We start from the raw sequence: 18,568 nt of genomic DNA, 5'->3' as shown, positions 1-18,568 counted from the left end.
GTCACAGGCGTGCTCCAGAGTTCGTAAGGGGTGGTCCTCGGCATGTCCGCTACGCTAAAACCTGACGCCAACGTCAGGTGCAAGCGAGACGTGGAGTCGAGTCAGGAGGCCGGGATGCGGATCGGAGAGGTCGCCGCGAAGGCGGGCGTCAGCGTCAGGGCGCTGCGCTACTACGAGCAGCAGGACTTGCTGCACTCCACCCGGAATCAGGGCGGCCAGCGCCAGTATCCGCCCGGTGCCGTCGAACGGGTCAGGCTTATCCAACAGCTCTACTCTGTGGGCTTGCCCAGCAGAACCATCCGCGAGGTGCTGCCGTTCGCCGACTCCGGTGAGGCGGCGTCACCGGAACTGCTGGAGCTGCTCGCGGCCGAACGCGACCGCCTCGACCGGCAGATGACGGTCCTGCGGGACGTGCGCAACCGGCTGCACGACTGCATAACCGAGGCGCGGAATCAGGACGGAACAGGAAGTCCGTCCTGAAGCAGGGGGGCGACCGCCTTCCTCCAGTGGCTCGGGGAGCGGAACGGCACCCTCGGATCCTGCGGCCAGATCGACGTCGACGCCTGGTGGACCGAGAACAGCGAGCACAGCCGCAACTGCTTGAGGGCTTCCTCAACTGGGCCATTCAGAGCCGCCATTGCCGACGCTCGCTCTCCATACCTGCGATGAAGGCCACCCGACGAGCCGCGCTGAGCGAAGACGAACGCCTGGACCCCCTCGGCCGGCCTGCCGCTGCCCCGCGCTGCGGACGGCCGCCTGGTGCTGGCGGTGGACGTCTCGCCGTGGCTGCGGCCGGACGCCGGGACCTGCCCGGACCGCTCGTTCTGCCACACCTTCGGCCGCGGCGACGCCAAGCACCAGATGATCCCGGGCTGGCCGTACTCGTTCGTCGTCGCGCTGGAGACCGGCCGGACATCGTGGACGGCGGTGCTCGACGCGGTGCGGCCGGAGCCCGGCGCCGACGTCGCGGCTGTCACCGCCGCCCAACTCCTCTACGTGGTAGCCCGGTTGATCGGCGCTGGGCAGTGGACGGCGGGCGATCCGGAGGTGCTGGTGGTGATGGGCGCCGGCTACGACGCCTCGCGGATCGCCCACCTGCTCGGCGACCTGCCGGTGCAGATCCTTGGCCGGCTCTGCGCGGACCGGGTGATGCGCCGTCCGGCGCCCAGCCGCGCGGAGTTCGCGGCGGCGAACCCGGTGGGCGGTCGGCCGCCCAAGCACGGTGGCGAGTTCGTCTTCGGCGACCCCGCCTCCTGGGGTGATGAGCAAGCGGTCACCACCACCTCCACCCGCCGCTACGGCACGGCCATCGCCCGGGTCTGGGACCGCCTCCACCCGCGCCTGACCCGCCGTGAGGCCTGGCTGGACCACGACGGCGAGTTGCCGCTCCTCGAAGGCACGGTGATCCGGCTGGCCGTCGAGGAGCTGCCCAGCGGCGGGGTGAACCGGCCGGTCTGGTCGCGCACCGGCGCCGCCCCGAACGACGTGGACCGCTGCTGGCAGTCGTTCCTGCGGAGGTTCGACCTGGAGCACACGTTCCGCCTGCTCAAGCAGACGCTCGGCTGGACGCGTCCGGGCCTGCGCGACTCGGCGGCGGCCGACCGCTGGACCTGGCTGGTGATCGCCGCCCACACCTAGCTCCGCCTCGCCCGCCCGCTCGTCGCCGACCTCCGCCACTCCTGGGAGGAGCCGGCGGAACCGAACAAGCTCACCCCCGCCCGCGTCCGACGCGGGTTCCGGAACCTCCACACGAAGGCCCCCTCGCCAGCGCGGGCGCCGAAACCCACCCGCCCCGGGCCCGGCCGGCCTCTGGGATCGAAGAACCAGCGGCCCGCCGCCCGCTACGAGGTGGGCAGAGTCCTGGCCACCGGCGAGGCGTACGCCCGCCCTGCCCACCACGAGAAGGGCACCAAACCGAGAAGGACCGCGGCGAAATGCTGAACTCAACGCTCAGCGCACTGGAGCAGGTGTCTCCGCAAGAACACCGACGCCGTGCACGCGCATCGACTCAGTCAGCGTGAGCGGATTGAGGCCCAGGGCCGAGGCGATCTCGTCGGCCATGTCGAAGGCACGCCACTTCCACTCCTCCTCGGCATCACCGTTGCGCGCGCTCTCCTCCCAGACGGGCGGCAGACCCATCCGCTCCCGCTCCGCCCGTTCCTGCACAAGCGGTTCCCCCAGTGTGAGGAGTCCGTCGTCGACCTGGCCGGTCTCGCAGTAGCGCCGCACCACCACCCCGTGCTCTGCGATCAGCCAGGCCGAGCCGTCGTTCTGTGTACCGAAGTAGTACGCCTGCGCCCCTCCGTAGCGGGAGCTGAGGTCGACGCACAGGCGCAGGACCTCGTCACTTCTGTCGGTGTTGCACGGATCGCACCACGGGCCGATCACCAGAGTCCATCCCTCGAGCTCGGGGCTCACGTACACCCGGGCCAGTCCGTCCGGATTGTCCTCGGCCTCTCCGTGGCCGTCCTCGTCGATGACAGCCACGGCCTCGGCGAACGTCACGGGTACGGGCCGGGTGAGACCCAGGGACGCAATGACTCCCGCTTGTTCCCCGGTCGGTACGGCGATCCAGCAGAGCCAGCATGTCGACAGCGGCCTTGGCTGGTCGTCTCTCGCGATCCTCACGACCACAGCCTGCCATTACGGGGCCCGCTTGTTCGAAGCCGGACGTTAAACGACAAGCTCAACCCCGCGGGTGCGGGGAGCAGGACTCGCGCAACTCCGGCGTGGCCCCGGACCTGGGATCAACCCCGCGGGTGCGGGGAGCAGCCCCCCGGCTTTCTTGGCGCTGACAACGGTCCGGGATCAACCCCGCGGGTGCGGGGAGCAGGCGCGGTACTGCCTGTGTCGCCCCGGGTCGACGGGATCAACCCCGCGGGTGCGGGGAGCAGGCGTCCGAGGGCCAGCGCTCCCGGGACAGCGCGGGATCAACCCCGCGGGTGCGGGGAGCAGCCCTCGGTCAAAAGTGCCAGAGGTGCGCCGCCGGGATCAACCCCGCGGGTGCGGGGAGCAGCACTTCCACGCAATGTGGTTCACCGAGCGGCCGGGATCAACCCCGCGGGTGCGGGGAGCAGCAGCTCACCGGCCGCCGCACGGCGGTCGAGGTGGGATCAACCCCGCGGGTGCGGGGAGCAGTCCCCCGACACCGAGCGCCGCCTGTCGGGCCTGGGATCAACCCCGCGGGTGCGGGGAGCAGGCGAGTGCTGCCGCATGTCCGCCGACCATGCCGGGATCAACCCCGCGGGTGCGGGGAGCAGCCGGGCAGGTCCGGGCGAGGCGGCAGCGGGTCGGGATCAACCCCGCGGGTGCGGGGAGCAGTTGAGTCTGACGAGACGGGCGGGACCCTTGTGGGGATCAACCCCGCGGGTGCGGGGAGCAGCAGCTCGATGCCGGCCACACAGGCGTCGAGGCGGGATCAACCCCGCGGGTGCGGGGAGCAGGAGCGCCGTGGAACAGGAATTCGCGCGTGCGGGGGATCAACCCCGCGGGTGCGGGGAGCAGCCCGGGTTCCGCGTCGGCGTGCGGTTCGGGCCGGGATCAACCCCGCGGGTGCGGGGAGCAGCGCCACCCTGCTGGGTGCGATCGTCTCCGGCCGGGATCAACCCCGCGGGTGCGGGGAGCAGGGCGAGGGCGGCACCGGCGAGGCTGGGATGTCGGGATCAACCCCGCGGGTGCGGGGAGCAGATGCCGTTGCGTTCGGCCTCGCGTAGGGCCACGGGATCAACCCCGCGGGTGCGGGGAGCAGGCAGCCGCGGCGCGGGCGTGCTCGAGGAGGGAGGGATCAACCCCGCGGGTGCGGGGAGCAGATGAACCACGGGAAGGCGCGCAGCGGCGGGGCGGGATCAACCCCGCGGGTGCGGGGAGCAGCTCATGCATGGGGGCTGATCAGTGGCTATCTGGGGATCAACCCCGCGGGTGCGGGGAGCAGCCCTTCTCGCTCCCGACGTCGAGGGTCTTCCCGGGATCAACCCCGCGGGTGCGGGGAGCAGATGCGGGAGGTGGAGCGCTCGGAGTCGGGCAAGGGATCAACCCCGCGGGTGCGGGGAGCAGCTGACGGCGACGGTGCTGGAGTTCTCCCTCCAGGGATCAACCCCGCGGGTGCGGGGAGCAGAACAGGGGGTCGATGACACAGATCGGCCCACTGGGATCAACCCCGCGGGTGCGGGGAGCAGACCCCGTAGAAGCGGGAGTTCCCGTCGGTGCCGGGATCAACCCCGCGGGTGCGGGGAGCAGTACCCCTTGCGCTTGTTGCCCCAGGCGGCGGGGGGATCAACCCCGCGGGTGCGGGGAGCAGCCCGAGCGTCCGCACACGTCCGGCTGGGACAGGGGATCAACCCCGCGGGTGCGGGGAGCAGCGTCGAACTCCCCGACCTACGGCACGCGGGCGGGGATCAACCCCGCGGGTGCGGGGAGCAGGCAATCCCGGCTGGCGTGGATCTGCTGCCGATGGGATCAACCCCGCGGGTGCGGGGAGCAGTGAGTTCGAGTTCGTCGAAGTGGAGTGCTCCGGGGATCAACCCCGCGGGTGCGGGGAGCAGGCGGGAGCGGTACTCCTCGCAGTATTGGGCGGGGGATCAACCCCGCGGGTGCGGGGAGCAGCTTGGCATACGCGGCCCCGCGTGCCAGTAGGAGGGATCAACCCCGCGGGTGCGGGGAGCAGTCTCCTTGACCAGCGGGTTTACTGGTGTGGCAGCCTTGTTTCTGCTACTTGTAAAGATTCCGGCAAAAGAGACATATTTGACTTTTCCAGGGCTCTGTTGGGTCCGCGCTCGAGCGGCAAGCAAAGGTGGCACTTTACAGCGTGAGCCGCCCTCTGCGGCCTGGTGTGACCGACTTCGGGGAATTCGGCGCGTCATGTCGTCGGGCGCGTGTATCAATTGGCCATGAACGCAGGGGGGGTTGTCCGTTCCGGGCTTCTGGAGCGGTTGGGGGGACCGGCTCGTTCGGTGTGGGCGAAGCATGACCGTGACGGGGACGGGTGGCTGCCGTTGTGGCGGCACATGGAGGACGCCGCTGCCGTCGCGGGTCTGTTGTGGGACCGGTGGCTTCCTCTCAGTGTGCGCAGGCTGATCGCCGGGGAGTTGCCGCAGGGGGAGGCGGATGCGCGTGCCCTGGTGGTGTGGCTGGCTGGTGTGCATGACATCGGCAAGGCGACTCCGGCGTTCGCGTGCCAGGTGGAGCCGCTCGCGGATGTGATGCGGGGGCAGGGTCTGCAGATGCGGTCGGTGAAGTCGATGGGGCCGGATCGCCGGATCGCTCCGCATGGCCTGGCCGGGCAGGTGCTGCTCGGGGAGTGGCTTCAGGACCGCTACGGGTGGTCGGGTGCGCGGACCGGGCAGTTCACGGTGGTGGTCGGCGGGCATCACGGTGTGCCGCCCGAGCCCGGGCAGATCAAAGCGCTCTATGACCGTGAGGAGTTGCTGCGCGCTCCCGGTGGAAGTGGGCGGCTCTGGGCCGAGGTGCAGGCCGAGTTGCTGGATGCCTGTGCGGGGGTTTTCGGTGTCGGGGGCCGGCTCGGGGAGTGGGGTGCGGTGCGGCTGCCGCAGACGGTGCAGGTGCTGGTGTCGGCGCTGGTCGTCGTGGCGGACTGGATCGCGAGCAATCCCGATCTGTTCCCCTACTTCCCTGATGCGGTGTCCGTTTCGGGTGACGAGCGGGTGGCCGCCGCGTGGCGGGGGCTGGACCTGCCGGGCCCGTGGCAGGCGCAGGAGCCCGAGGGAGGTGCGCAGGAGGTGTTCGCCTCGCGGTTCCGGCTGCCCGGGGGTGCGGTGGTGCGTCCGGTGCAGGAGGCCGCGCTGGAAGTCGCGCGGGAGATGCGGGTGCCGGGGATGCTCATCGTCGAGGCTCCGATGGGGGAGGGGAAGACGGAGGCCGCGCTGGCCGCCGCGGAGGTGTTCGCTGCGCGTTCGGGAGCGGGCGGGGTGTTTTTCGCGCTGCCCACGATGGCGACGGGGAACGCGATGTTTCCCCGTCTGCTCGAGTGGCTGGACGGGCTCAGGGGTGTGGAGGGTTCGCGTCGGTCGGTGTATCTGGCGCATTCGAAGGCCGCCCTGAACGATGACTTCAGCGACCTGGTGGCCCGTTCGGGCCGCCTCATGTCCGTCGGTATCGACGAGACGGGCGGCGGGGAACGGCCTTCGGGGGCGGGGGCGGAGCTGGTGGCGCACGCGTGGCTGCGGGGCCGGAAGAAGGCGATGCTGGCTTCCTTCGTCGCGGGCACGATCGATCAGCTGCTGTTCGCCGGGCTCAAGAGCCGGCATCTGGCGCTGCGTCATCTGGCGGTCGCCGGGAAGGTCGTTGTCATCGATGAGGCCCATGCCTACGACACCTACATGGGTGTGTATCTCGATCGTGTCCTGTCGTGGCTCGGTGCTTACCGGGTGCCGGTGGTTGTCCTGTCCGCGACGCTGCCGCCGGTCCGCCGGCGGGAGCTGCTGGACGCGTACGCGGGCGGCCCGGCGGGGGCGGGGGCTGTCGATGTCGCGCGGGAGGCGGGGTATCCGCTGCTGAGTGCCGTCACGCCGTCGGGGGAATTGCTGGTCCGGCGGCCGGCCGCGTCGGGGCGTTCCACGACCGTCGAACTGGAGTGCCTCGACGACGGCATGGAGGTCCTCGCCGAACGCCTGGCGCAGGAGACGGGCGGCGGCGGGTGCGTTCTGGTGGTGCGCAACACGGTCAAGCGTGTGCTTGAGACGGCCCGCGTGCTGCGCGAGCGGTTCGGGGACGACGCGGTGACCGTGGCGCACTCGTCGTTCGTGGACGTGGACCGTGCTCTGAAGGACAGTGATCTGCTGCGGCGGTTCGGGCCGCCGGGGAAGGCCGAGGGGAGGCCCGGACGGCGGCACATCGTGGTCGCCAGCCAGGTCGCGGAGCAGTCTCTGGACGTCGATTTCGATCTCCTGGTCAGCGACCTGTGTCCGGTGGACCTCCTTCTCCAGCGCATGGGCCGGCTGCACCGCCACCCGCGCGGGGCCGGCCAGAGCGAGCGGCCCGAGCGGCTGCGGCGGGCCCGCTGTCTGCTCACGGGCGCCGACTGGGGCAGGACCGTGCGGGACGTTCCTGTTCCGGTGCGCGGATCGGTCGCCGTGTACGGGAGGTACCTGCTGCTGCGGTCGGCTGCCGTGCTGCTGCCCCACCTGGAGGGCGCGGCGCGTCCGGTGCGGCTGCCCCCGGACATCAGCACACTGGTGCGGGCGGCCTACGGCTCCACACCGGTGGGCCCGTCGTCCTGGGGTGCGGCGCTGGAGGAGGCCAGGGCGGGATTCGACGCTTTGCGGGCCGATCAGGGTGAGCGGGCCTCGGTGTTCCGTCTCGGGGAGGTGGGGCGCCCCGGGAAGTCCTTGTCCGGCTGGGTCGCGGCGGGTGTCGGGGACGCTGACGACAGCCGGGCGGGCAAGGCGCAGGTCCGCGACAGCCGGCAGAGCCTGGAGGTCGTCGTCGTGCAGCGGCGCGAGGACGGCAGCCTCGCCACCCTCTCCTGGCTGGAACCGGACCGGAAGGGCCGTCCAAGGGCCGGGCTGGAACTGCCGCAGGACCAGGCGCCGGCTCCGTTCACGGCCCGGACGGCGGCGAGTTGCGGGCTGCGGCTGCCGATGCAGTTCTCCTACGCCGCGACCATGGACCGGGCCATCGGGGAACTGGAAGAGCTGTATCTGCCGGCCTGGCAGGGCAAGGACTGCCCGTGGCTGGCCGGCCAGCTGATTCTCGTGCTGGACGCGCGTTGTCAGACCCGTCTGGCAGGCTTCTCGCTCCGCTACAGCCCCGCCGACGGCCTGGAGGTGACCCGTGACGACGATGCCTGACACGGTGCCGGTGAGGGCGGGCAGCGGCGGGTCGTTCGACCTGACCGCCTGCCCGTGGATCGGTGTGGTGGGCCAGGACGGATCGCATGAGGAGCTGTCCCTGCGGGAGGTCTTCGCCCGCGCTCACCGTCTGCGGCGTTGCTGGGGGGATCTTCCCACTCAGGAATTCGCGCTGACGCGCCTGCTGCTGGCCATCACCCGCGACGCGCTCGGCGGTCCCCGTGACAGCGATGACTGGGCCGGGCTGTGGGACGACCCTGACTGCCTGGCGCCTGTGCAGGAATACCTGGACACGCACCGTGAGCGCTTCGATCTTCTGCACCCCGAGATGCCGTTCTTCCAGACCGCCGGCCTGCGCACGGCGAAGGAGGAGGTGTTCTCCCTCAACCGGATCGTGGCCGACGTGCCGACCGGTGAGCCGTTCCTCTCTGCGCGGATGCCCACCGTGGAGCGGCTCCCGTTCGGGGAGGCGGCCCGCTGGGTGGTGCACGCGCACGCCTACGACACCTCGGGTATCAAGTCCGGCATGGTCGGGGACGAGAGGGTCAGGGGCGGCAAGGTGTATCCGCTGGGCACCGGCTGGGCGGGCGGCCTGGGCGGCGTCTTCGTCGAGGGGGAGTCACTGCGTGAGACGCTGCTGCTGAACCTCGTCGCCGCTGACGGCCGCCTTGAGGGGGGTGGGGACGACCGGCCTGCGTGGCGGCGTGCGCCGAGTTTGGCCGGCGGTGCCGAGCGCGCCCCGAGCGGACCGTGCGACCTGTACACGTGGCAGTCCCGGCGTATCCGTCTCCACCACGACGGGGACGCTGTCACGGGTGTGGTCCTCGGCTACGGCGACCCCCTTGCCTCTCGTAACAAGCACGACTGGGAGCCCCTGACAGCGTGGCGGCGCAGTCCTGCCCAGGAGAAGAAGCTCGGGCAGTATCCGGTGTATCTGCCGCGGGAGCATGATCCGGCGCGCGCCGTGTGGCGGGGCATTGCCTCCCTGGTCGCCGACCGTACCGAGGCTGTGCAGGGGGCGGAGGCCGCCGCGTTTCTGCGTCCGGGGGTGCTGGAGTGGGTGGCCCTGCTGGTCACGGAGGGCCATCTGCCGCGTGGCTTCCTCGTGCGGGCCCGTGTGGTGGGTGCCGTCTACGGGACGCAGCAGTCCGTGATCGATGACATCGTCGATGACCGGCTCCTGATGCCGGTTGTCCTGCTGCACCGTCAGGAGCGGTCCTACGCACGGCAGGCCGTCGCCGCTGCGGAGGATGCCGAGCTGGTGGTGCGTGCTCTCGGTGATCTCGCCGCTGACCTGGCGCGTGCGGCGGGCCGTGCCACGGAGGGCCCGCGTGACGGGGCGCAGCGCACCGGGTTCGATCTTCTCGAAGAGCCTTACCGGCAGTGGCTGGCCGTCCTCGCCGAAGCTGACGACCCGTTCGCCCGGCGTGACGTGTGGAAGGACGAAGTGCGCGCTCTCGCCTTCCGGGTCTGTGGGGATCTCGTCAGGTCGGCGGGCGCTGCGGCCTGGCAGGGACGCACGGTCGCCGGGAAGAAGGGGCCGGTCTGGCTCACCGCGGGGCTCGCGGAGCTGTGGTTCCGTGCCCGCCTCACACGTGTTCTGGGCGACGCGGCCGGGGGTACCGGGCCGGCTGCCGCCACCGACGACCCGGAGATGACTTGATGACCACCACTGCGGCTGCGAAGGCTGTGCGTACGCGGGTCGCCGACCTGACCGCATTGCGGATCTCTGTCTGGCAGAAGGGCTACCTCGAGGACCGTTCCGCCGATGTCGCGGCTCTGGCGCGGCTGCGTCGTGGCGCGGGCCGGGATGCCGCGCAGATGCCCGATCTGTGGGGTCTTGTCGATCCTCAGCCGCTGCACTTCAGTGGTGACGGGCAACGGGCGCTGAGCGAGCGCGAGGCGGTGCGGGGCGAGAGCGCCCTCTACACGGCGCTCACTCTCTGGGCGTTGCACCAGCAGTCCAGGGGCACGCCCATGCACCGCCGTCATACGCCCGAGAAACCCGGTGGGCTGGGTGCTGCGGTGCGGCGGCTGATGACGCCCGACAAGATCGACGAGCCCGTGCGGAAGCGGCTCGTGCGGGCCGGGACCGCGCCCGACATCGTTGCGCTGGGGCAGCGGCTGCGCGAGATCGTCGCACTGCTGCGCCGGGAGGACATCCCGCTCGACTATGCCCTGCTGGCGGGGCAGCTCTACGCCTGGCAGTGGCCCGGGGGAGGGGACGGGGTGCGGCTGGAATGGGGCCGTTCCTTCTCCAGCCGCCCGAGCGTGAACCTTTCCGCCGACGACATGGCCACCCCGCCCGCGGGTACCGGCCCGGACCTCAAGGACGCTTCGTGAACCGCTTCTTCCTCGACCTGCACGCTCTGCAGACCGTCCCGCCCAGCAACCTCAACCGGGACGACACCGGTGCCCCGAAGACCGCCGTCTACGGCGGGACGCCACGCGCCCGGGTCTCCAGCCAGGCGTGGAAGCGGGCGATCCGCACCTACTTCCGTGACCAGCACCTCCTCGACGAATCCGAGTTGGGGGTGCGGACGAAGAAGATCGTCGAGCTCCTCGCCGACCGCATCCACGGCCTCGACACTTCCCTGGCCGGGGCGGAGGCGCTGCGGATCGCGGACCAGACGGTCCAGGCCACCGGTCTGAAGACCGAGGTTCCCAAGCGCAAGGCCGACCAGGCCAAGGACGGTGAGCCGGAGCCCGCGCCGGAAGCCAAGTACCTGGTGTTCCTGAGCGCCCGTCAGCTTGATGGCCTGGCCCGCCTCGCCGTCGAGGGCGCCGGTGACATCGCCGGCTTCTTCAGGGACAAGAAGAACAAGGCGCGCGCCAAGGAGATCGCGGACAGCCGTCACTCCGTGGACATCGCCCTGTTCGGCCGTATGGTCGCGGACGTCGCCGACATCGGTGTGGATGCGGCGGTCCAGGTCGCGCATGCCATCAGCGTGCACCGCGCGGAGACGGAGGCGGACTACTTCACGGCCGTCGACGACGAGAACCGGGACGAGGAGACCGGCGCGGGCATGATCGGCACCGTCGACTTCAACTCCGCCACCCTCTACCGGTACGCGGCCCTCGGTATCCACCAGCTCAGCGCCAACCTCGGCCAGGGGCTGCGCGAGGACGAACCGCGCACCGAGCCCGTCCGGCGGGCCGTCGAGGCGTTCGTGCACAGCTTCATCTCCTCCCTGCCCACCGGGAAGATCAACACGTTCGGTCACCACACCCTGCCCGACGCCGTCATCGTCACCCTCCGCACCAGCAGGCCGGTGAGTTTCGTGTCCGCCTTCGAGGACCCGGTCCGCTCCGAGAGCAGCGGCCACGTCCGTGAGGCGTGCGAGCGGCTCGCCGCCTACGTCCCTGACATCGAACGCGCCTACGGAGAAGGCGACGCGGCACCCACCTGGGTTCTTCGTGTCGGCCCCAACACCCAGAAGCTGGCCGGTCTGGGCACCGAGGCCGACAGCCTGGGCGCGCTCGTCACCGCCGTCGGCCAGGCGGTCGCGGACCGGCTGGACAAGCCCGCATGAGCACGAGCCCGACGTCCGTGCTGGCGCTTCTCCTGGCAGGCCCCCTGCAAGCGTGGGGGGCCGCCTCCCGTTTCAGCCGGCGCACCACCGAGTCCGCCCCCACCAAGAGCGGCGTCATCGGCCTGCTGGCCGCCGCGGCCGGTATCGCCCGCGACGACGATGCGGCCCTCGCGGTGCTGGCGGCCCTGCGCTTCGGGGTCCGGATCGACCAGCCCGGCACCCGCATCCGCGACTTCCACAAGGCGATGCACCCCGTCACCGGCAAGACCATGCCGCTGACCGAGCGCTTCTACCTCGCCGACGCCGTCTTCGTCGCGGCCGTCGAAGGCGACCATGCCCTCCTCGAACGCCTCGATGCCGCACTGCGCAGCCCGGTCTACCCGCCCTTCCTCGGCCGCCGCTCCTGCCCGCCCGCCACCCGAGTCGACCTCGGCCTCCACCGGGACGCCGTCCTGGAGGACGTCCTGCGCACCGTTGCCTGGCAGGCATCCCCCTGGTACCGCAGACGCCATCATCATCCGGAGACCGGGCAGTTGACGGTGCTGCGGGAGAAGCAGCCCGGCGAGGACACCCCCGCCGACACCCTGTGTGACCAGCCGCTCAGCTACTCTCCCGCCCAGCGCCGCCACGCCCTGCGCAGCGTGGTCACCGACCGCGTGCGTCCACCGCGGGAATCCGCCCACCACGACCCGTTCGACGCCTTCTCGGAGGACGACGACCTCTGATGTTCCTCACCCGCTTCCGCCTCAACACCGCACGCCACGGCTCCCGCCGTCTGCTGTCCTCCCCGCAGGCCATGCACGCGGCCGTCATGTCGTCCTTCCCCGGCGTCCTGCCCACCACCGCGCCCGCTGCCGACGCGCCCCGGACGCTGTGGAGGCTGGACGAACGGGCCCGGGCCGAGGTGATCCTCTACCTCGTCAGCCCCGACCGCCCCGACCTCACCCACCTCGTCGAACAGGCCGGCTGGCCCGCCGTGGCCACCCCCGACGACCCGGGCTGGCAGACCCGCCCCTACCAGCCCTTCCTCGACCGCCTCACCGCCGGACAGCACTGGGCCTTCCGCCTCACCGCCAACCCCGTGCACACCATCCGCCGCAAGGAAGGTGAGCCCCGCAAACTCACCGCCCACCTCACACACCGCCACCAGATGGGCTGGCTGCTGGACGAAGAACGCCAGAAGCGAGCCGGTTTCCGCATCGCGGAAAAACCGGCCGGACGCCGGACCCTGCCCGGGGGAACCACTCACAAAGGCCACCCCCACCACGGCGACCGCTACGAACTGTCCCTCAACGACACACGCTCCCTGTCCTTCAGCAAGTCCCGCCCAGGCGGCGGCAACCGCAGCCGCGTCACCCTCGTGACCGCCACCTTCGAAGGCCGTCTGGAGATCACCGACCCCGATCTCCTGCGCCGCACCCTCACCCACGGGATCGGACGCGCCCGCGCCTACGGCTGCGGCCTGCTCACCCTCGCCCCCGCCCCGAAGCCCGCCCGGCAGGAAGCCCGGTGAGCACGGTCTCGCAGCGCGCGGCGCTCACCCCCCGCCACCTCACCCGCACCGGGGATCGCCTCTCCTTCATCTACCTCGAGCGCTGCACCGTCCACCGCGACGCCAACGCGATCACCGCCCAGGACGCCGAAGGCACCACCCACATCCCCTCCGCGACCATCGGCACCCTCCTCCTCGGCCCCGGCACCCGCATCACCCACCAGGCCATGAGCGTCCTCGGCGAGACTGGGGCCGCCGTCGTCTGGACCGGCGAACACGCAGTGCGCTACTACGCCTCCGGCCGCGCCCTGACCCGCTCCTCCGCCCTCATGGAGGCCCAGGCCCTCCAGTGGGCCAACCCCCGCACACGCCTCACCGTCGCCCGCGAGATGTACCGGCTGCGCTTCCCCGACGAAGACCCGGCCGGCCTCAGCCGCCGCGAACTCCTCGGCCGCGAAGGCAAACGGGTCAAGGAGTGCTACCACGCCCAGTCCGCCCGCACCGGCATCACCTGGCGGGGCCGCCGCTACACCCCCGGCGACTTCGCCGGCGGCGACACCGTCAACCAGGCCATCACCGCGGCCGCACAGTGCATGTACGGCATCGCCCACGCGGTGGTCACCTCACTGGGCTGCAGCCCAGCCCTCGGGTTCGTCCACTCCGGTCACGAACTGTCGTTCGTCCTCGACATCGCCGACCTCTACAAGACCGAGATCGGCATCCCCGTCGCCTTCGACACTGCCGCCGGCAGCGACGAGGACATCGCCTCCCGCACCCGTCGCGCCCTGCGCGACCGCATCAACGAGACCTCACTCCTCGACCGGTGCGTCGACGACATCAAAGCGCTTGTGCTGCCGCACACCACCACACCCTCGGATCACGACCCGGACGTCGTCACGCTCCAGAGCGACCACGGCCACCACATCCCCGCGGGCATCAACCACGACGGCCCGGACGACCTCTGGTGACCGTCATCGTCCTCACCAACTGCCCTGCGGGCCTGCGAGGGTTCCTCACCCGCTGGCTCCTCGAAATCTCCGCAGGTGTCTTCATCGGCAACCCATCCGCCCGCATCCGCGACGCACTCTGGGACGAAGTCCGCCAGTACGCGGGCCAAGGCCGTGCCCTCCTCGCCCACACCACCAACAACGAACAAGGATTCACTTTCCGCACCCATGACCACACCTGGCACCCCATCGACCACGAAGGCGCCGCCCTCATCCACCGCCCCGCCCCGAGCAACCCCACCCCCACGGAAAAGCCGTCAAAAGGCTGGAGCAAAGCCTCCAAACGTCGCCGCTACGGCGGATCTTGATCCTCACATGGGCTTTATGAACCATTCGCCGGAATTTGTGAAAGTTGCAGAGAAGCCCCGCGCCCCCGGCTAAAGCCGCAGGTCACGCAGTCTGCTCCCCGCGCCCGCGGGGTTGGTCCCGGCCCTGCCGACGGCCGTGGCCGCGTCGAGCTCTGCTCCCCGCGCCCGCGGGGTTGGTCCTTCCGCGGGCATGGTGGCCGAAGCTGCCGAACGCTGCTCCCCGCGCCCGCGGGGTTGGTCCCGAGTACGACATGTCGAAGGAGCTCAACCCGTGCTGCTCCCCGCGCCCGCGGGGTTGGTCCCACCTGCATCGCCTGAACGAACGCGTCGCAGCCCTGCTCCCCGCGCCCGCGGGGTTGGTCCCGTCGAAGCCCCCGACCTGCCCGCGCCCGAACCCTGCTCCCCGCGCCCGCGGGGTTGGTCCCCGCGAGCAGACGGCCTAGGTCGTCGCGTAGGCCTGCTCCCCGCGCCCGCGGGGTTGGTCCCCCTGGGGCGCGGCAGCCGACGAGATCAGCAAGCTGCTCCCCGCGCCCGCGGGGTTGGTCCCTCCCAGACCAGGCTGGTCGCGCCGTCCGTGGTCTGCTCCCCGCGCCCGCGGGGTTGGTCCCCTCGGCGAGGGGCTGGCCCAGCCAGTCGAGCCCTGCTCCCCGCGCCCGCGGGGTTGGTCCCCTGATCGGGAGTGATCGGGCCTGCATGTTGTTCTGCTCCCCGCGCCCGCGGGGTTGGTCCCCGCTCGACCACACCCCGGGGCCGATCGACAGGCTGCTCCCCGCGCCCGCGGGGTTGGTCCCAGCGGACTCCGATACCGATGACGCCCCGGCAGCTGCTCCCCGCGCCCGCGGGGTTGGTCCCGGACGGTGTCGGCCGCCGCCGGGTCGGCGGCGCTGCTCCCCGCGCCCGCGGGGTTGGTCCCGCTGGGAGGACCAGCCCGGGCTGAGGGTTCTCCTGCTCCCCGCGCCCGCGGGGTTGGTCCCGGACGGTGTCGGCCGCCGCCGGGTCGGCGGCGCTGCTCCCCGCGCCCGCGGGGTTGGTCCCGCTGGGAGGACCAGCCCGGGCTGAGGGTTCTCCTGCTCCCCGCGCCCGCGGGGTTGGTCCCGGACGGTGTCGGCCGCCGCCGGGTCGGCGGCGCTGCTCCCCGCGCCCGCGGGGTTGGTCCCGCTGGGAGGACCAGCCCGGGCTGAGGGTTCTCCTGCTCCCCGCGCCCGCGGGGTTGGTCCCTGGAGCACCGAGGCGAGCACGTTGACCACCATCTGCTCCCCGCGCCCGCGGGGTTGGTCCCGTGTACCTGCGGGTCGTCTGGGACACCGGGCTCTGCTCCCCGCGCCCGCGGGGTTGGTCCCTTCGCCGAGCACCAGCAGGCGCTCGCCGACGACTGCTCCCCGCACCCGCGGGGTTGGTCCCTGCACCACGCGGACCGCGGCCGTGTCGAAGTGCTGCTCCCCGCGCCCGCGGGGTTGGTCCCAAGGAGCTGGAGGACAAGGCCCGTGGGGACGACTGCTCCCCGCGCCCGCGGGGTTGGTCCCACGGCCGGAAGCCACGTGCGGCCGTTGTCGTTCTGCTCCCCGCGCCCGCGGGGTTGGTCCCTCGGCCACGAGCTGCGCGACGGCCGTCCCGCGCTGCTCCCCGCGCCCGCGGGGTTGGTCCCCATTTCGTCGTCGACCCCGCGAAATACGACTTCTGCTCCCCGCGCCCGCGGGGTTGGTCCCGCACTGCACGCCACGGTGAGGATCGTCGACTTCTGCTCCCCGCGCCCGCGGGGTTGGCCCCCTTGATGTCGGTGTGTCGCCGGATTTCCCGTGCTGCTCCCCGCGCCCGCGGGGTTGGTCCCGACGATCTGAGGGAGGCCATCGGCCACTACCTCTGCTCCCCGCGCCCGCGGGGTTGGTCCCGCCGCCTGGAACGTCCAGTCCCACGCCCGGATCTGCTCCTCGCGCCCGCGGGGTTGGTCCCACGACGCCCTTCGACTTGAGGGCGGCCCAGTCCTGCTCCCGCGCCCGCGGGGTTGGTCCCCACGATCTGTTCGTGCGCTACCGGCGGAAGCTCTGCTCCCCGCGCCCGCGGGGTTGGTCCCTCCGTCGACCGGAGCGGCCTCGAGGGCGGCGTCTGCTCCCCGCGCCCGCGGGGTTGGTCCCGACGCTCAGTCGGACATCGGCTCTCGGGCCGGCTGCTCCCCGCGCCTGCGGGGTTGGTCCCCGAAGCAGGCCCGGCGCCTCCTTGCCGGGGTCACTGCTCCCCGCGCCCGCGGGGTTGGTCCCGAGGGACGCCCAGCCCTCCCGGGCGAACAGATCTGCTCCCCGCGCCCGCGGGGTTGGTCCCGAGCGCCGCGAGTTCCACCTCACCGGCGTGCTCTGCTCCCCGCGCCCGCGGGGTTGGTCCCACCCGGCCACCGACGTCCAGGCGCACCGTCACCCTGCTCGCTGCGCCCGCAGGGGTGGCCCTCTCTGGTCACGACGGGCTTGCCTCCCGCGCGGGAAGGTGGGCGGAAGCGTCCCGGCTCACGGCAGACCAGGCCGCGCTCACTCAACGGCTCGTTGATGAGCGGGGGAAGACCATCCAGCAGACGTCGGCATGTCCGGCGTCCCGCCGTCGACGGTGTACGGGTGCCTCGACAAGACCAAGTCCGTGCCCCGTCAGCTCAAGAAGATCGTGGCCACGAAGCTCTGAACGTTACTTCACACCCGGGTCAGAGATAGGGGTCCGGGAGCCGAGCAGGCGCTTGGCAGCTTTCGCCTTGCTGCGAGCTGCGCCTGATCTTTTCGGCGGCAGGACGCGTCGTGCTGCGCCTCCGGGGGTCCGCCTCGCGTGCCAGCCGCACATGCTGAATAGAAAATTCCGTTTAGGGATCACCAAGAAATCCAAAACGGGGCACAATGGGATGTTTCTGTGCGTGCTGAAAAATCGCCATGGTTCGCCACCCCTCCAATCTCCGGCAAAGAGAGGTGCGGCACTTGCCCGTGGCCTAAGAATGTTCGGCAATGCCAGCATCGCTCTACCGAGACAGAGGCGTCACCTGGCAGTACTCGGTCAATCGTCATGGCGTGCAGCCTGCATGACGACAAGAAAGGATCAGTCCTCTTCCTTGGGCAAGCAAAGGAGCGGGTGCGTTCGCGGGCGCACTGAACTGCAATGTTGAACGACCTGATGACCCAGGCCTGGCCTGAGTACGTCGCCGGCGTCCTGGTTCTCGCCACCGGCGCGGCAAAGGGAGCCCTGACCAGGGCTTTGCGTCGGCGCAGACGACTTCGTCATGACCCAAAAGCCGCTCCCGGCCACGGCGAATGAATTGGTCATATCTGATTTCACTGGAGGGACCCATGCTCGAATCACCCAGCGTCGTCTTACAGACGACAAAAAACGTCGCCTGTAAGACGACACAACGGCGACCGGCAGCAGAGACACATCGAATCGACGCCTGGAATCATCTGAAGTCACCCGGGGTAATCGACCCAGACGCATGGCTGGGGGAACTCTCCAAGATTCCCCGCCTGCTGGAGCACAGCGGGACGCTGGCAGAGGTCTCGGAAAAGTATGACCGGATCCTCGACCTCATCGAGTTCGGCGTGCTGGAGGACTTGGGCGAGACCGACCTGCTCGCGGCCCTGCTTGTCCAGCGCGCCCTGCGTGACAAACTCCAGATCGATGAACCACGTCTGATCGCGGCCGCCCGCCGCAAGAACATCACATGGTCCCGCCTTGCCCCCGCTCTGGAAGTGGGCAGTCGGCAGTCAGCCGAGCGCCGCTATCTGCAGCTACGCCACGACATGGACGGCATCATCGGCCACTCGCTGACCCAAGGCGACCGAGTCGAAGCCGCTCGTACCCAGCGCAACCGCAGGGCCGAGCAGCACTGGGCGCTCCAGCACGATGCCGAGATCACCGTCGTGGGCCAACGTCTCGCCGCCCTCACCGACCTCCAGCAACGCGCCGACTCATGCCCGAAGGTCGCCCGAGCCAACCAGGTCGCCATCATCCACGCGCGCCGTGACGGGGCGAGTGACCCGGCCCCTCTGCGCACCCCCTGGCCGGAAAAACTCATCGAAACGGTCGCGGCGCAGAAGGCCCACCAAGAGGCCGAAGCGGCCGCGCGGGAACTCGCCGCCAACCCTTGTCAGGCTCCTCCGGTCCCCGCGCCCGCACCGTTGACACCGGTCAGGTATGCCCGCCTGATCCACCAGATGTTCAGCCTGGTCGGGTACGCCATCGACAGCGACAACGTCAGCCTCAGCGACCACCAGGACCTGGTGGACGCGATCCGTGAGCTCTACGAACGAGCCGGACCCAACGCCCCCCGCGCGCCCCAGGACTACTGAGTCCCGAAGAAAGCACCGGCAGATGGTGTCCGGAGCCACTGACGATGGCTCCGGACACCATTGCAAGCTGACTGTAGGCCGTGAGGCGCTGTCGGGAGACCGCTTCGGTGTGC

11 protein-coding genes, 1 pseudogene and 2 CRISPR repeat arrays are annotated in these 18,568 nt (G+C 70.9%); of the genes and pseudogenes, 11 read left to right on the top strand and 1 reads right to left on the bottom strand.

Annotation, left to right across the window (positions count from 1 at the left end):
• Window positions 1-114 precede the first annotated feature (114 nt).
• Complete coding sequence (locus tag DDJ31_RS13355; protein ID WP_127180053.1) at window positions 115-480, top strand: MerR family transcriptional regulator; 366 nt, start codon at window positions 115-117, stop codon at window positions 478-480.
• 240 nt (window positions 481-720) lie between these two features.
• Window positions 721-1,941 (top strand): annotated as a pseudogene (locus DDJ31_RS13350) (transposase); the annotation flags it as partial.
• Window positions 1,942-1,950: 9 nt separating this feature from the next.
• Here the strand turns inward: DDJ31_RS13350 and DDJ31_RS13345 are convergent.
• Window positions 1,951-2,505 carry a hypothetical protein gene (locus DDJ31_RS13345; protein WP_240678225.1) on the bottom strand — a complete coding sequence of 185 codons (555 nt, stop codon included), beginning with the start codon at window positions 2,503-2,505 and terminating at the stop codon, window positions 1,951-1,953.
• A 177-nt stretch (window positions 2,506-2,682) separates the two neighbouring features.
• Window positions 2,683-4,663: a CRISPR direct-repeat array (repeat unit 29 nt; unit sequence GGGATCAACCCCGCGGGTGCGGGGAGCAG).
• 340 nt (window positions 4,664-5,003) lie between these two features.
• On the opposite strand from DDJ31_RS13345, the gene cas3 reads away from it, so the two are divergent.
• From cas3 to DDJ31_RS13295, 9 genes are all read left to right on the top strand, one after another.
• Window positions 5,004-7,805: a CRISPR-associated helicase Cas3' gene (cas3, locus tag DDJ31_RS13340; RefSeq protein WP_240678226.1), complete on the top strand. Its 2,802-nt coding sequence runs from the start codon at window positions 5,004-5,006 to the stop codon at window positions 7,803-7,805.
• Entirely contained in the window at window positions 7,798-9,468 is a 1,671-nt protein-coding gene (casA, locus tag DDJ31_RS13335; RefSeq protein WP_127182824.1) for a type I-E CRISPR-associated protein Cse1/CasA, read from the top strand. Before cas3 ends, casA begins: the two co-directional genes overlap by 8 nt.
• Window positions 9,468-10,148, top strand: coding sequence for a type I-E CRISPR-associated protein Cse2/CasB (casB, locus tag DDJ31_RS13330; RefSeq protein ID WP_127180055.1), 681 nt, complete (start codon window positions 9,468-9,470; stop codon window positions 10,146-10,148). Before casA ends, casB begins: the two co-directional genes overlap by 1 nt.
• Window positions 10,145-11,338 (top strand): type I-E CRISPR-associated protein Cas7/Cse4/CasC, encoded by a 1,194-nt coding sequence (gene cas7e / locus DDJ31_RS13325; protein WP_127180056.1) that lies wholly within the window; start codon window positions 10,145-10,147, stop codon window positions 11,336-11,338. The genes casB and cas7e overlap by 4 nt, the downstream gene beginning before the upstream one ends.
• Complete coding sequence (gene cas5e, locus DDJ31_RS13320; protein ID WP_127180057.1) at window positions 11,335-12,063, top strand: type I-E CRISPR-associated protein Cas5/CasD; 729 nt, start codon at window positions 11,335-11,337, stop codon at window positions 12,061-12,063. The genes cas7e and cas5e overlap by 4 nt, the downstream gene beginning before the upstream one ends.
• The gene (gene cas6e / locus DDJ31_RS13315) at window positions 12,063-12,851 is read left to right on the top strand and encodes a type I-E CRISPR-associated protein Cas6/Cse3/CasE (RefSeq protein WP_127180058.1); all 789 of its coding nucleotides are present in this window, start codon (window positions 12,063-12,065) and stop codon (window positions 12,849-12,851) included. The genes cas5e and cas6e overlap by 1 nt, the downstream gene beginning before the upstream one ends.
• Window positions 12,848-13,798 carry a type I-E CRISPR-associated endonuclease Cas1e gene (cas1e, locus tag DDJ31_RS13310; protein ID WP_127180059.1) on the top strand — a complete coding sequence of 317 codons (951 nt, stop codon included), beginning with the start codon at window positions 12,848-12,850 and terminating at the stop codon, window positions 13,796-13,798. Before cas6e ends, cas1e begins: the two co-directional genes overlap by 4 nt.
• A complete protein-coding gene (cas2e, locus tag DDJ31_RS13305; protein ID WP_127180060.1) occupies window positions 13,795-14,145 on the top strand; it encodes a type I-E CRISPR-associated endoribonuclease Cas2e in 351 nt (116 codons plus the stop codon). The genes cas1e and cas2e overlap by 4 nt, the downstream gene beginning before the upstream one ends.
• 91 nt (window positions 14,146-14,236) lie before the next feature.
• Window positions 14,237-16,522: direct repeats of the CRISPR family, unit length 29 nt; unit sequence CTGCTCCCCGCGCCCGCGGGGTTGGTCCC.
• Window positions 16,523-17,459: 937 nt separating this feature from the next.
• On the top strand, window positions 17,460-18,455 hold the full coding sequence (locus DDJ31_RS13295) for a hypothetical protein (RefSeq protein ID WP_127180061.1): 996 nt from the start codon (window positions 17,460-17,462) through the stop codon (window positions 18,453-18,455).
• The last annotated feature ends 113 nt before the right edge of the window (window positions 18,456-18,568 follow it).

This window comes from Streptomyces griseoviridis, assembly GCF_005222485.1.
Taxonomy (GTDB): domain Bacteria; phylum Actinomycetota; class Actinomycetes; order Streptomycetales; family Streptomycetaceae; genus Streptomyces; species Streptomyces hintoniae.
This window is presented reverse-complemented; position numbering and strand designations above follow the sequence as displayed.